Raw genomic sequence first — 15,117 nt, 5'->3', positions numbered from 1 at the left:
GGCCTTAGCCTTTCTTCGCTTGTGCTTGCGCCATCACGGCGGCAATCGTGCGCCGCGCCAGGGTCACCTTGAAGGCGTTGTCGGCGGTGGGACGGGCGCCCGCCAGCAGGCGTTCGCTCACGGCGGCGGCGCCGGCGGCTAGCGCCTGCTCCGCGCCAGCGATTCGCCACGGCTGCGGCGCGACGCCGCCCAAGGCCAGCTTGCCCGTGCCATCGGGCAAGATGATGGCCGCCACGGACACCAGCGCGAACGCGTACGAGGCGCGGTCGCGCACCTTGCGGTAGACGTGCGTGCCGCCTGCGGGCCGGGGCAAGGTCACGCTGGTGATCAGTTCGCCCGGCTGCAGCACGGTTTCCACGTGCGGCGTGTTGCCCGGCAAGCGGTAAAAGTCGGCGATGGGGATGCTGCGCGCGCTGCCGTCGGGCCGCACCGTGTCGATGGCGGCGTCGAGCACGCGCATGGCCACGGCCATGTCGCTGGGATGCGTGGCGATGCAGGCCTCGCTGCCGCCCAGGATCGCCAGGGGCCGGCTGAAGCCGCCGATGGCCGAGCAGCCGCTGCCCGGCACGCGTTTGTTGCACGCCTGGTTCGTGTCATAGAAATACGGGCAGCGCGTGCGCTGCAGCAGGTTGCCGGCCGTCGTCGCCTTGTTGCGCAGCTGTGCCGAGGCGCCGGCCAGCAAGGCGCGCGACAGCACGGCATAGTCGCGGCGCACCGTGGCGTGCGCCGCCAGCGCCGTGTTGCGCACGAGGGCGCCGATGCGCAAGCCGCCGTCCTGTGTCGCTTCCACCTTGTCCAGCGCGAGGCCATTGACGTCGATCAAATGCGCGGGCGTTTCGATGTCCAGTTTCATCAGATCGAGCAGATTCGTGCCGCCGGCGATGAAGCGGGCCCCCGGCGTGTGCACGGCGGCGGCCGCCGCTTCGGCCGGCGAGGCGGCCTTCTGATAAGTAAACACTCTCATGCCGGCCTCCCCGCCACTTCGGCAATCGCCTCGATGATGTTGGAGTAGGCGCCGCAGCGGCAGAGGTTGCCGCTCATGCGCTCGCGCAATTCTTCCGGCGTCGCCTGCGGCAGCGCGTTCAAGTCCGCGCTGACGTGGCTGGGGATGCCCTGGCGCAGTTCACCCAGCGCGGCGACGGCCGAGCAGATTTGCCCTGGAGTACAGTAGCCGCACTGAAAGCCGTCATGCGCGATGAAGGCCGATTGCATCGGGTGCAGCTTGTCCGGCGTGCCCAACCCTTCGATGGTGGTGAGCTTCGCGCCGTCGTGCATCACGGCCAGGCTCAGGCAGGCATTGATGCGCTGGCCGTCAAGCAGGACGGTGCAGGCGCCGCACTGGCCGTGGTCGCAGCCCTTCTTGGTGCCCGTCAGGTGCAGATGTTCGCGCAAGGCGTCGAGCAAGGTGGTGCGCGTGTCGAGTTCCAGGCTGTGGCGCTGGCCGTTGACGTCCAGGCTGACTTGCATCAGCACGGGCGGCGGAGAAAACCCGGCCTGGCCGGACGTGTTCACCGCTTGCGCCGCTCCCGCCACGCCGGGCACGGCCACGGCCGTGGCCGACAGCGCGCCGGCGATCAGCACGCCGCGCCTGCCGGCATTGATGTGATTAGATTGCGTCATCTTGCGCTTCCTCCTGGCTGTGGACCGGCTGGGTGGGCGCATGCAGGCCCGGAGTTCCAGTCTGGCAGCGGGATTTTTACGCGTCTGTACGCGAACGAACGTTCAGCCTCAGGCTGCGCCGGGTCGTGCCGACGCCGCCCTGCGCCGCGTAACCGGTGTGGCGGGCGCAATGGTCGAGCGCCTGGCGCAGGGCCGTATCGACGTTGCGCAGCGACATGTCGTGCCGTTCGGCCACCTGCTGGCGGGTCAGCTCGTCCAGGCGCAGCGCTTCGAGCACTTGCCGATGGCGCCGTGGCAGCGAGTCGACAGCCTGCGCCAGGCGCCGCACGTCGGCCTGCAGCTCGGCCAGGCGTTCCGGCCCCGCCGCCGTATCGGCGAGGAAGTCGACGAGGCCGGCGGCACCATCTTCACCGCTCTCGTCCGCATACAGCCAGGCGCGGTTGCGGCGCAGGCTATCCATGGCCGCATTGCAGGCCACGCGAAACACATAGGCGACGGGGCTGTGCGCCGGCGCCGCGCCATCCACGGCTGTCAGCGCGCCCAGGCGCAGCCAGGCGTCGTGCAGGCTGTCGCTGGCCAGCTCGGCGCAGCCCAGGTGGCGCGCCAGGCGCCGTTGCAGGGCCGCGTAATTGGCTTCCAGCACCGCCTGCAGCCGGGGGGCCTGCCCTGGCGCCGGTGCAGGCACGGGCGCCATATCGTTGGCCGCCTGCATGCGGGGCCGGATGGCGGGCCGGTACCAGACCATGCCTGCCTGCCGCATGGCACCTGCCATGCGCAAGGGCAAGGTGCCAGCCATGCCGGCCATCATGGCGACAACCTGCTGCGCTCTTGCGCCGTCAACTGGCGCGTGGCCGATTCCGGCAACGTCCCCAGTCCCAGCACGCGCACGGCGCTGCGCGGGTTGTAGTCGGCCGCCTCGATGCGCGCGCCATCCTGCGGGGAAGCTTGCGCGCTGTCGGGCGGAGCGTCATTGCCAAAGCCCAGCACGCGCACCGTGAACACGGATGGCTGCGCGGCGCGGGTGGCGGCGCGCTCGCGCTGCACGACGTCTTGCGCGGCAGCCGTCGCCTGGGTGGCGGCCGCGCTGGCGTTCGTCATGGCCGCCACGTTGACGGATGCCACCGTCGGCATGCCCTTCGCTTCGCCCTTGACCTGGATGTTCGCCGCGTTCATCACCGTCAGCGCGGCCAGGTTGACGTTGCCCGAGACGCGAATGCCCGCCTCGCCCGCGTCGATGGTGCCCAGCGGCGCCAGCAAGTCCACGTCGCCGGCCGGCACTTCGGCGATCGGCGCCAGCGTGGCGATGCCTGCGCCCGTGCTGGGCACGTCGGACGACAGGGTCACGTTGCCCCAGTTGTCATACACGCGCTTGGGCGGCGTGTAGACGATGGTCGACTTCGAACCGCGCCCCGCGTTGATGTCCCCTTGCGACGACCAGCCGAGGATATCGCCGCCAAACGTCGTCATGATGCGGCTCTGGCCCAGCAGGATGCTGCCGTGCGAAAACAGCTCGATATTGCCGCCGCCCTTGGTGATGACGCCCGAGGTCGCCGGCGGCGCCTCGCCTTCGATGCCGAACACCTGCCTGCCGCCTGGCGTCAGCAGCTGGATGTCGCCGCCGAAGTTCGTGTGCACGTAGCCGCTGCGGGGGTAGTAATCCCAGCGCTGCTCGTTCTCATTGCGCACCCCGTACAAGCCGCGGTACATGACGATGTCGCCCGCATAGGCAAGCGCCTTGCCGCTGGCGTCCGTGGCCGGCGCCAGGGCCGCGATGGCGTTGCGGCTGCGCAGGAAACTGCCATAGCGCGAGCTGTCCCGGTCGTTGTATTCGCGCCCGCCCGCCTTCAGTTCCGCGAAATACACATCGCGGGCAAACACGCGCTGCTGCGGCTCCGGCAAGGCCAGATAAAAGGCCTGCGCCTCGGCGGGCGTGCCCTTGAAACCGTAGCGCTCGCCCAGCCACGCCGCCAGTTCGCCGTCGTATGATTTCACCACCTTGCCCGCCTGCTCGGCCAGCGGCACGCCCTTCTGCGCCACGTTCGCCGGGTCCAGATACGGCTTGACGAAGCGCAGGTAATCGAGGCCGGCCGCGCCCACGCCCGCCTGCATGGCGATGCCGGCGCCCGGACGCTTGTCGCCCGCCACGACGGGACCGAGGCTGACGACGCTGCCCTTGTCCTGCATCAATATGTTGCGCCCGGCGCTGATGTCGAGCGTGCCGGGGCCGGCCACGTTGAAGGAGCTGTTCAGGATGTCGCGCCCGGCCGACACCACCGATACGTCAAACGCATTGTTGTGCACGATCAGGTTGTTGATATTGCGGAAGCTCAGGTCGCTGCCGGCGGTATTGCCGTCGTTGGCTTCCAGCTGCGCCGTGCCGCTGCCAACGATATCGCGGCCCGCCTTCATCCACACGGGCTGACCGCCCTCGTACCAGGTAATGCCTGCACGCTTGGCATTGGAAAATTCGAGGATGCGGCCGCTGTTCACACCCACCAGGTCACCCGTGACGGCATAGATGCGGGCGACTTGCGTGCCGCTGTTGGCAGGACCGGCCGAGGAGTCGGGACCGAAGGCGAACAGCGGGAAGTTCCATTTCGTCGCCGGCGCCCCCGTGCTCGAGACATTCGCGGCCAGAGGATCGGTCACGTAAGGACTGACATCCCAGCCCGTGAAACCCGGCTTGAACGGCGTCGCCATGCTGTCGGCAGAGGCGCCGGACTGGCTGACGGAAAAACCGCCCGCATAAATGGAGTCGCTGGCCAGCCATTGCAGCTGGGCGTTGGGCGACGGCGCCAGCAGCAGTGGGTGGTCATAGTCGCGGACGGCATTCGGGCTGCCGATCGCCTTGCCATAATACAAACTGCCATTCGCGGCCGCGGCCCGCACGATGGACGGATAGACGACGGCAAGGTCGGTGGCCGTGTCGATCGCCGCAGTCAGCGGGATCATGTTGCCACCGGCGGAGTACAGATCGAGCGCCGTGCGCGGCGTCCACAGGCTGAACCAGCTGTAGCCATACCCCTGCTCGCCCGCCGCGCCGGTGAACGGCGTGGCATTGAACGGGGTGACGCGGCCTGGGTCGGCCACATCCTGCAGCACCTGGTCGCCCAGGGTTGCCACGCTGAACGTGGCGTCGCCCGGTACCAGGGTCATGGCGCCCCGGGGCGTGGCGCGCGTGGCGCGGAAGGCATCGTAGGCGCGCGATTCCAGCGGCACGTGTTCGGTGGTTTGGGTGCCGTATTGCAGCGCCACGCTGCCCAGTTGCGTTGCCGACGCTTCCGCATGGCCACGCAAATCGACCAGCGCGCCATTCAAGTGGCGGCCACCGGAGCCGCCGCCGGGGTTGAGGGCGCCGCCCACGCGCAGCTCCAGGTCGCCGCCGCCCGTCTGCAGCAGGCTGCCGTCGGCCTGCATGCGGCCCGTGCCGCCCACGGCCAGCAGCAAGCCCTGCGAACGGGGATTGATGTTGGCGTTATAGGTGCTGCCGGTCAGCGGCGCCAGCACGCCGGCGTCGCCCGCCACCTCGGCGCGCACGTTACCGCCGCCCAGGGTACCGAAACCCGTAAAGCCCAGCACCGTGTCGGCCAGGGTGGGGCGGCCCACGTAGCTGCCGAAATTGATCCACCACGCCACCGGCTGAGGCTGTCCTCCCGTGGCCACGCCGCCGCTGCCCTGGCGCCACAGCCAGTTGCCTACTGCCACGGAATCGGCCATGCCATCCTTGCTGACCGGACGCAGGTTGCTTGCGCTGGCCGCGTCGACCAGCGAGCCGCTCAAGTCGCCCGCCACCTTCAGCAGCAGATTGCCGCCCTGGTCTGGATACCAGGCGCGGTAGATGCTGTCGGCGCCGCCGTCGACCAGGCGTTCATGGGCGCCGTCGGGGTTGCCCAGCACCTTGCCGTCGGCATTGCGCGAACGCGGCAGGTTGTACGGGTCGCCGGCCGCCGTCGGCGCGGACGACATGCCGGCCGTGTACACGCCATACAGACTGTCCATGCGCAGGCTGCCGCCGCTGACGAGGTCCAGGTCGCCCGTGCCCGTGCGCAGCACGCTGTAGCGCAGGCTGCTTGCCTTGTAGTCGAACGTCGGGTTCGATGTGCCGCACCAGGTGGGATACTCCTCGCACAGGGTAGGCATGCCCAGCGCCACAGGATCGAGCAAGTCGCCCTCCTTGACGCTCGGGTCGGCAAACTCTTCCGCGCCGACCTTGGTCCACACGTAGGCCACTTTCAGCAGGCATAGCGTCGGGTCGTTGGCGCAAAATACCTCGACAGTCTGGCCGAACTGGCTGGTGAATTCCTCGGTGATGGGCTCGCCCGCCACGATGCCGGGGATGCCCTCGCGCTCGCCCAGTTCCTGCGCTTCCTTGGTCCAGTACTGCACGCCCTTCGGCGGCACCAGCACGCCATACATGCCGTAGTGGCTGTCGGCCAGGCGCAAGGTACCGTGCGCGGGATGCGCCTGCACGCTGCGCGTGTCGGCCGCCTCCAGGTCGGCGCCGGCCACCAGGCGCATGCCCCACGCTTGCGAACCCTCGGCCAGCATGGGCGCGATGGCCCACAGCTTGCCCTGGCTGCCCGCCACTTCCGGACGCAGCGCGATTGAATCCACATTGGGCAACAGCTTGACATCGGTGCCGGACGGGATCAGCGAACCGACGGCCAGCGCCAGTTGGCCATTGAGCGCGAAGACCGAGCGTTCGCCGGCCACGCCAGGCAGGGGCACGCCCTTGGGCCAAGTCATGGCGCGCACCGTCACCGATTGCTTCAGTACGCTGCCCGCATCGAGGCGCATGCCGGCTGTCAAGGTCTGCGCCGTGGCCAGCAGGGTACCCGCCGCGTGGACGATATTGCCGGCGCCGTCGCGCACGGCGGCCGCCAGCACCGTGCCTGCCGGCACGGTGATCGCCTGGTCCAGGGTCACGGCCACGGGCAGGCGCGTGTCGGCCAGCAGATCGAAGCCCTTGACGGGCAAGTCGTAATTGAGCGCGATGCCTCCCGGGAACAAGGTGCCGTCGGCCAGGGTCACGCCCTTGCCCGGCACGATGACGTCGCTGCCGTTGATGTCGCGTCCCGGCAGCAGTTTCCAGCCGCTGTCGTCCTGGGTGGCGGGCGGCGGCGCGAAGCCGTCGTTGATGCTGCCATAGATACTCAGATCGCCGCCGGCGCGCAGCAGCAGGCTGCCCACCTCGCCCGAACCGCGCAGATTGCTTACCTGAAAGCGCGGATGCAGGCTGGCGTAGCGCATGCCCGACAGATCCAGGTCGCCCTGCACCACCAGGTCGCCATCTTGGGTCTTGCTGACGATATCGACGCCGGGACGCAGATGCAGCGCGTCGGCATAGGCGGCCGTGGCCAGGCCCGCCAGCTTGCCGCTGCGCAAGCTCTTGTTGGCCAGCGCCGCGTCGATGAAGGCCGTGCTGTCCCGGTGCTTGCCGTCGAGATAGGCCTGGTTGATCACCTGGTAAGGGCGGCCGCTGGCCGACAGGTCCGTGGCGTAGGCCGCGTCGTCATAGCGCTGCATGGCGTTGACGGCGATCGATTTCGCGCCGCGGATGGTCAAGCCGCCGCCCGCACGGACGTCGATGTCGCCGAAGGTGGCCGCGTCAAGGTCCGTGCGCGCGCCGCCGCTGCCCAGGCGCGGCGCACTCAGCTCCAGCGTGCCGCGCGCGGCGCCGTCGTGTTCGCCCTTGCCCTTGCCAACCACGGCCGCCGTGCCGTGGCGCACGTCGATCTGCGCGCCGCCCGCCAGACTCAATGTGCCCTCGCCCGCGTTCAGCTCCACCGTGGCGCGGTTCGGGCTGTCGATGATCTTGCCATAGCTGTCGACGCGCAAGACGGTGCCATGCGCGTCGAGCACGGCGTTGCCGGCCAAAGTTAATCCATGCTGGCCGGCCAGGCGGATGCTGCCCACGCGCTCGCCGCTGGCGTCGATCGTGCCAGCGACGGTGAGGCGGCCATTGTCGACGGCCACCTGCACTTCGCCCGCCTTCAGTTCACTGCCGATCGTCAAATCGCCCTGTTTCAGCTGGAAGCTGCGCGTGCCCGTCACCGCGCCTTCATTCAGGCGCTGGTTCAGCGACGCAAACTGGCTGTCCAGGGTGCCACCGGCGCCCAGGGTCTGCGCGCGCACGTCCACGCCGCCCTGCTTGTACGGCACCATGGTGCCGCCCGCATCGTAGCTGCCGCTGGCGCCGCCCAGGATCTTGCCCTGCAAATCGACCATGCCGGCCGCGCCGCCGAGCGCCACGGCCTTCAGGCTGCCGGCGCGGTTGTGCTCGGCCGACAGGTCGATCACGGCGCCGCTAGCTGCGCGGATATCGCCGGCCCGGCTGTCCAGGGTGACGTCGCCGCCCCAGCTGTATTTGTCCACGTCGAAGAAGGTGCTCTTGCGGCCCGCCATGTCGATGCGCGCGCCGTCAGTCACGGTGATGTCGTGCTGCGCGTTGACGGTGAGCTTGCCGCTAGGCAATACCACGGCCGTCGCCACGCTGACGCTGTCGCCGTTCAAGGCCAGCTGCGCGCCCAGCGCGGCGCCATTTTTGACGGGCGCCGCTGGCGCCACGCCGGCCGGCGCCGCCACCTTCAGCGCGCCGCCCGCCGTGTAGCTGTGCGCGGAACCGGCGTCGCCCGTCAGCAGCGGCGTACTGATGTTCAAATTGCCGCCGCTGTACCGGTAGCCCTTGCCCGTTTCATACCCGCCCTGCGCCTGGTAGACGGACAGGCTGCCCTTGTGGTTGGCCGTGACTTGTCCCGACGCTTTCAGGTTGACCGTGCCAAAACCGAGCGCCAGGCGGTCGAACGAGGCGACGCTGGCCGGCTGCGTGAACGGGCCGAAGCCGAAGTCGATGCGTTCCGCTTCCAGGTTCAGGGTGCCGCTGCCCGTGCCGGCGCCGTGCGCGATCACATTGCCGGCCGGCGAAAGGGCGCCGCCCCAGACCAGGTTGGCCGTGCGGATGGTGGCCACCGTGCCCGCATCGCCCTGGCCATACATGGCGGGCGTGGTCAGCACCAGGCGCTCCAGGGTGGATTTCCCCGTCGTCTTGTCGTAGGTGTCGAGCACCACGTCGCCATAGAAATTGACGCCGTCCGCCGCGCTCAGCACCAGCGCCTGCAGGGCCGGCGCGCCCGCGCTGGTGTCGCCGCGCAGCAGGCGGTCCAGCACGCCCTGGTTCATGACCAGGCCGTTGGCGCGCGTGCCGTTGGCCTGGGCCGCCGCCAGCGCTTCGCTGCTGCCCATGTTGATGGTGCCCACGGCCAGGCCCAGGTTGCGCGTGCCGTAGCGGGCGGAGTCGTCCAGCGCGAAGCTGCCATTGGTCGACAGCAGCAGGGTGCCTTCCGAGTACAGGCCGGCCGTGCCGATGCGGATGCCGCCGCGCGCCGTGCCACTGACGGGCGCCACATTGAGCAAGCCGTTCGACGCGGCCAGCATGTGCACGTCAGCGCGGCCCTTCTTGTAGATGAAGCCGTCGTTGGCGTCATACGCGGCCTTGCCCTTGCCCAGGGTGCTGATGCCGGCGCCGGCCGCGATATCGATCAAACCGTCGCCCAGCAGATAACTGCTGGGGTCCTGGGCGACGAGGAACACTTCGGGCGCCGACAGCACGGCCCCCGCGCGCAGGTAGATGGCGCGCGCCGAATTGGCGCCGAAACTCACGTAGTTGCCGGCCTGGCCATACTCCACCGACGGCGCATTGCCCACCAGGATACGGGCCGCACCGATACTGTTCAGGCTGGAAGCGCGCACGCTGACCAGTCCGGCATCGCGGGTGGCCGGCGCGCCGTCGGCGAGGATTTCAATGTCGCCCTTGGCGCTATTGCTCGGCATCACGATCACGGTGCCGCCATAGCCGCCCTCGGCGGCGCCGAACTTGCCCGTGCCCTTGAACTGGAAGGTGCCCAGGCCGCCGTCCTGCATCATGCTCAGCTTGAGCGTTTTCGCATCGGACGGCAGCAGCGCGCGGGGAATGCCCCGCGTTTGCGCATCGGCCAGCGCGAAGGCGGCATAGCCGGTCTCGTTGTACTGGGAATAGCTGCGCAAGACCTTGGCCGGCGTGAGTATCAGCTGGCTGGCCAGCGGCGCGCGGATGTCCGTGCCCGCGATCGACAGGGTGCCGGGCGCGGCCCAGGAACCGTTGCGCAGCTGCTGCGCCGGGGCCGCGCCGCTGCCCTGCCCCGCCAAACCGTTCAGCTCCACGCGGAAGGCGCCCGGCAACAGGGCGTAGGTCGACGGCATCAGGGTGTAGGTGCCGGCCGCCAGGCCGGGCACGCCGCTGCCTATCGTCACCTGCCGGCCCACGGCCGGATCGGACGCCGCCTTCTCGCCGCCCGCGGGCGCTTGCGGCGCCTGCGCGCCCGGCACGATGGCGTACACGGGATTGGTGGCCAGTCCCGGCAGGACAAAGCCGCCGTTCGCGCCCACCTGCGCCAGCGGATGGTAGCGCGCATCGGTGGAGCCGCCGCGGCCCGCGATGAAGCCGGCGCCCGCCAGTTCGCCGCCGCCGGACAGGTCGAGCAGCGCGCCCGGCCGCACGTCCACGGCCACGCCGCCCAATTGCACGCCGTTGAGCAGGCCGCCCTGCGAATTGATGCCGCCCACGCCCATCAAGGTGACCGGCTTGCCGCTGACGTTCCAGGTCTGGCCATCGACGGTGCCGCCATACGGCATGACCAGGCCCGCGCCGCTGACGGAACTGATGCTGTTGGCCAGCAGATTCACGCTCAGGCTCTTGTCATTGTCATAGCGGGCCGCGCCGATCACCAGGCGCCCCAGCGGCGCGCGCACCACGCCGCCCTGCTCGATATGCGCCGCTTCCAGCTCCAGCGAGCCGAAGGCGGAATACGGCATGGCCGGCACGGCATCGGTCGCGCGGCCGATGGTCAGGCTGCGCGCAGGGTCATAGCCGAACTTGCCATCGATGACGCCATGGCCGGCACGCACGGCGGCGCCGGCGCCCGATTCCGGATACAGCTGGGCCGCAGTGAGGGTCATGTCGCCCGGCGTGGACAGCACCGTCGTCGCCTCGTTACCATCCCAGCCCAGCGGCGACAGCAGCAAACGCAGGTCGCCGCGGCTGCTCAGGCGCACGTCGTCAGCCAGCATGTTCACCACGCCGCGCACGTCGATCAGGTCGCCCGTGATGCTGATCTGGCCGGCGAGCGGCGACTCCCCCGCGCTGCCCGGCGTCGTATAGAAATCGCGGCCGGCCGGCTTGACGCTGGCCAGGCGCACATACGGCGCCGCGATGTTGATGCGCGCGCCGGGCTTGCTGCCGGGCGACAGCACAGGCGCGCCGTACAGCTGGAAGCTTTGCCGCATCGTCAGCGACACGTCGCCATCGAACGACGCGGCGCCCAGCAGCGCCAGGTTGCCGAAACCGCCCGCCTCCACCTGTTCCACGGAAAACCGGCCATGGCCATACTTCAGCATCGCCGCCGCATCGCGCGCCGTCACGGCGGAGGCCAGGTCGCTGGCGGCCTGGCGCTGCGTCAGCCGCAGCTCGCGCCCTGCCAGCACCTTGTCCGTGGCCAGCACTTTCAGGTATTCGGGCGTACCGGTGGCTACGGACAGGCTGCCGCCCGCCGCGCCCGCGCCGCCGGCCCTGGCCAGCAGCCGGCCATCGAGGTACAAGCCATTGTTCGACGCCAGCGCGATGCCGCCGCCCGCGCTGGCCACGTCGACCGCCGTGCCATTGACGTCGAGCACGGCGTGCGCGCCGGAAGCGTCGAGCACGGCGCCGTCGCGCACGACGACGAACAGGCTGGCCGCCGATGTGCTGCCCTGCGCATGGTCGATCTCGCCGCCGACGACGATGCTGCCGCCGTCAGCCACCTTGCCGTAGCGCCGGCCTTGCGCGTCCGTGGCCGTGACGGCGCGCGACGCCACGTCGAGCACGGCGTTCTCGCCGATCCAGATGGAGCGGCCATGGCCGGCCGCCTCCACCGCCTCGGCAACCGTCCGGTCGACGTCCACGCCGCCCAGGCTGATCTTGCCACCCCAGGCGTTCAGGCGACCGTCCACCGTCAGCTGGCCCACGCTGGACAGCTTGATGGACTGGCCCGCATCGACGCTGACTACCGCGCCCTTGCCTATCAGCAGTTCGGCGCTGGCCATGTCGGCCGCGCCGGACTGGATATCGCCCGCTTGCAGGGCCAGGCTGGCGCCCTTGCGCTGCGTCAAGGTGCCCTTCAGCGCATTTTCCGTGACCTGTTCCGGCATCCACACGGCCAGTTTCTCGTTGTCCACCACGCGCAGCACGGGCATGCGCACGTCCACCCGCGCGCCGTCCGCCACCGTCACGCCCTGCTTGCCGACCAGGCTGTAGCTGGAAAAACCCTGGTCGAAGAAGCCGCCGTCCAGCTGCAGGCTGCCCGCGCCGGGTTTTTCAACGTTGCCGATCATGATCTTGTTGGCCTGCAATTCCAGCTTGCCGCCGCCCGCCACGCCATGGCCGCGCACTTGCGCGCCCTCGCCCAGCACCAGGTCGGCCTTCGGTCCGTAGCTGGCCAGGGTCACGTTGCCACCCTTGCCGCCCTGCTGCTTCGCCTGCGCCAGGATGGCCGCGCCCGAGCTCACGTCGATCAGGCTGCCGCTGCCGATGCGCACGTCGCCAAACGCACGCAGGGACACGCTGCCGCCATTGATATAGGGCAAGCCGGCGGCGGCCAGCGGGTCGCGCAGCACATTATTCAACAGGCCGCTGGTGTCGAGCGTGACGCCAGCGGCCAGCACCAGCTTGCCCGGGGGCGCCCCCGGATTGACGAAAGTATCGACCATGCCCAGCGCGCCGATCTGGTTCAGCACGTTGCCGGCCGCGATGCTGCCGCCATGGCTGCGCAGGCTGGTGTTCACCGCCACGTCCTTGCCGAACAGGGTGATGTTGCCGCCATCGGCCACCTGCAGCGCGCTGTCGACCGTGATCGCGCCCTTGGCGGCGACGCGCAAGGCGCCCAGTTGCTGCTCATTCAGCAAGGCGGTGTCGAGCAGCAGCTTGCCCTGGCGCTCCGCAGCCAACACGTCGGCCACCTCGAGGCCGGCGGCGATGCCGTCCTGCACGCGCGTCAGGCGCACCTCGTCCATGACGGCCGACAGCGCATGCTGCAGCACGCCCGTGCGCTTGTCGAACATGGGCTGGTACTGGCCGACAATCAGTTGACCCCGCTGCGCGGCGGCCAGCTGTGACTGCTGGTAGCCGTCGAGCAGCACCTGTGGCGCCTGCGTCTGGCGCTCGCCCTGGAAGACGTCGCCCGCGATCCCCCCCTCCAGCACGGCCGAACCCGTGGCAACCACCAGCTTGCCCGCGTCGCGGCCCACCGTGTAGCCGTTTTCCAGCCGCTGTTGCGCGGCGATCAGGGGATTGGCGTAGAAGGCGCTGGCCTCCTTGCCCCAGCGCGCGTGTTCTTCCTCGTACCCCTTGTACACGCCCGCATACGCCAGGTCGGCGGGCGCGCTGCCCGCCTCGTGCAGCTTGCCGTCCGCGCCTTTCAGCCAGGTCTGGCGCAGCGCGCCCGTCTGCACGTCCAGGGTGCCGCCCGACAGGTTGATGCTGGAGCCGGCCTGCGTGACGACGTCCTTGCCGCCGAAGCTGACGGTGCCGCCCTGCGCCATCCATTCGCTGACGGAGTGACCCTGCGTGCCCAGGTAACCGGCTACTTCCAGCAAGCCGCCGGCCGTGTACCAGCGGTCGCTGTCGTAGCCGTTCGTGCCTTTCGGCACGAACACGAGCTTGCGGCGGTCGACCCAGATATTGTTGCTGATCAAGGCCTTGCCGTCGCGGTTGACGGGCGCATCGCGCTGCTCGTTGCCCTGCACGTTGATCTCGACATTGTTCGCCGCCATCGCCACCTTCACGCCGACGGCGCCGGAAACGTCGAGCTGGGCGCCGTCGCGCAGCAGGCTGCGGCTGGCCGCGTTGACGGCGAGCTGGCCGCCCGTGGCCAGGGTCAAGGAATCGCCCATGAATTCCACCGTGCCGGCGCTGCCGATCTCGATGCGCGACTGGTCGCGGCGGTCGTTCACGGCAACGATGTTGTCCGTCGCCGCCACGGCCGGGCCGCGCATGGCGTCGCGCTGGCTGTCGAGCGCCGTCGTCTTGCCGTCGTCCTCGACCAGGATGGCGGTGGTGGCGCCGCGCCCCAGGGTGACGGCCGCGTCGCTGCCCAGCGCGTTCAGGTGCACGCTGCCGCGCGTGGCCGTGGTCGTCGTGGCCAGCAGCACGCCTTCCTGCCGCACGTCGCGTCCCGCCAGGGTGACGTCGCCTTCGCGCGCCTGGATCAGGCCCGTGTTGACGACCTTGCCCGCCGTGCTGGCGGCCGCGAATTGCGGCGTGACTTCGCTGCCGCGCGTGGTCGACAGCGGATTGCCATCCGTGCCCACGCCTTTCTTGATGGTGAAACTGTCGCCCGCGGCCAGCAGGGCCTGGCCTTTCGGCGTGGCGATCTCGCCCGCATGGTGGACATCCTTACCCAGCAGCATCACATAACCGCCGCCTTCCGTGCTGCCCTTGGGCGCATGGCTGGCCAGGCGCGCGCCGGCCTCTACCTGCACCTTGCCGCCCGCATCGGTGAAGCTCGTGGCGCCGGCCGTGCCGGGGCTGTAGATGCCGTTCTTCTGGAATTGCGCATCGCTGATGCGGGCCGCGGCCGCCACCAGGCTGCGCGTGTCGACCTGGCTCGTGCCGGTAAACACGATGCCGTTGCGGTTGACCAGCAACAGCGTGCCGTCGGCCTTGATCTGGCCCTGGATCTGGCTGGGTCGCGCTTGCGGATCGTTCACGCGGTTCAGCACGGCCCAATCCTTTTGCTGCTGGAACGTCAGGGTCGTGTCCTTGCCGACGTTAAACGTTTCCCAGTTCAGGATGGCCTTGTCCGCCGTCTGCTGCACCAGCACGGCCGTCTTGCCGTTCGCCACCGTCTGCACGGGGGCCTGCGCGTTGAGCCAGCCGGCCGTCAGGCTGTTGGTGTCGACCTGCAAGCCGCCCTGCGCCAGCCCATTCGGCACGCTGGCGCCGCCGGCCGCCGCCTGGCGCGCCTGCGCCTGGGCCGATTGCTGCGCGGCGATGGCGCGCGCGGCCAGGTTCAAGTTGTTGAGCGAGCGTTGCAACTGCTGGTTCGCCTGCAGTTGCTGGCCCTCGGGGCGGCTGCCCAAGGGCAGCGGCTGGCCATTCGGCAGGCGGCCCGAGCTGGCCGCCGTGTTTTGCGCCGCGCCCTTGGCCGCGAACCAGCCGCCGCTGAACGCCTGCTGCGCGCGCGCCGGCGTGGTGAAGGCGCCCGCCATCAGCATGGTGGTCAGCGCGTAAGCGAGCGGCGTGAGCCGCAAGCGGCTGCCCAGCGTGGAGGACCGCTGCGCGCCCGTGTCGTCGTTTTGGACTGGGCGCTGGGCAGTGTGAAACTTGGTCATGGCAATGGTTTCCTGGCTAGAGAGAAGGGAACGGAGCCTGGCGATAGCGCAGGCGTCCATGCCTCCATGACGTAGCTGGGCGGCGGAAGGGATAAT

The 15,117-nt window shown here is 69.6% G+C and carries 4 protein-coding genes; all 4 read right to left on the bottom strand.

The genetic code is table 11. The features are described 5' to 3' along the window. Positions 1-4: 4 nt before the first annotated feature. The 4 genes from GCN78_RS18740 to GCN78_RS18725 all read right to left on the bottom strand — a co-directional run bounded on the left by GCN78_RS18740 (position 5) and on the right by GCN78_RS18725 (position 15,021). Positions 5-964, bottom strand: coding sequence for an FAD binding domain-containing protein (locus GCN78_RS18740; RefSeq protein WP_152253039.1), 960 nt, complete (start codon positions 962-964; stop codon positions 5-7). After that, positions 961-1,620, bottom strand: coding sequence for an aldehyde dehydrogenase iron-sulfur subunit PaoA (gene paoA / locus GCN78_RS18735; protein WP_152253038.1), 660 nt, complete (start codon positions 1,618-1,620; stop codon positions 961-963). The genes GCN78_RS18740 and paoA overlap by 4 nt, the downstream gene beginning before the upstream one ends. 76 nt (positions 1,621-1,696) lie before the next feature. Then, a complete protein-coding gene (locus GCN78_RS18730) occupies positions 1,697-2,428 on the bottom strand; it encodes an RNA polymerase sigma factor (RefSeq protein ID WP_152253037.1) in 732 nt (243 codons plus the stop codon). After that, a complete protein-coding gene (locus tag GCN78_RS18725) occupies positions 2,425-15,021 on the bottom strand; it encodes a filamentous haemagglutinin family protein (RefSeq protein ID WP_152253036.1) in 12,597 nt (4,198 codons plus the stop codon). Before GCN78_RS18725 ends, GCN78_RS18730 begins: the two co-directional genes overlap by 4 nt. Positions 15,022-15,117 lie beyond the last annotated feature (96 nt).

The organism is Janthinobacterium rivuli (genome assembly GCF_009208735.1).
GTDB lineage: Bacteria > Pseudomonadota > Gammaproteobacteria > Burkholderiales > Burkholderiaceae_D > Janthinobacterium.
This window is presented reverse-complemented; position numbering and strand designations above follow the sequence as displayed.

What these genes read in the sequence shown, in the direction of transcription:
- GCN78_RS18725 (WP_152253036.1), bottom strand. Translation starts at nt 15,021, where the DNA reads ATGACCAAGTTTCACACTGCCCAGCGCCCAGTCCAAAACGACGACACG.
- GCN78_RS18740 (WP_152253039.1), bottom strand. Translation starts at nt 964, where the DNA reads ATGAGAGTGTTTACTTATCAGAAGGCCGCCTCGCCGGCCGAAGCGGCG.
- GCN78_RS18730 (WP_152253037.1), bottom strand. Translation starts at nt 2,428, where the DNA reads ATGATGGCCGGCATGGCTGGCACCTTGCCCTTGCGCATGGCAGGTGCC.
- paoA (WP_152253038.1), bottom strand. Translation starts at nt 1,620, where the DNA reads ATGACGCAATCTAATCACATCAATGCCGGCAGGCGCGGCGTGCTGATC.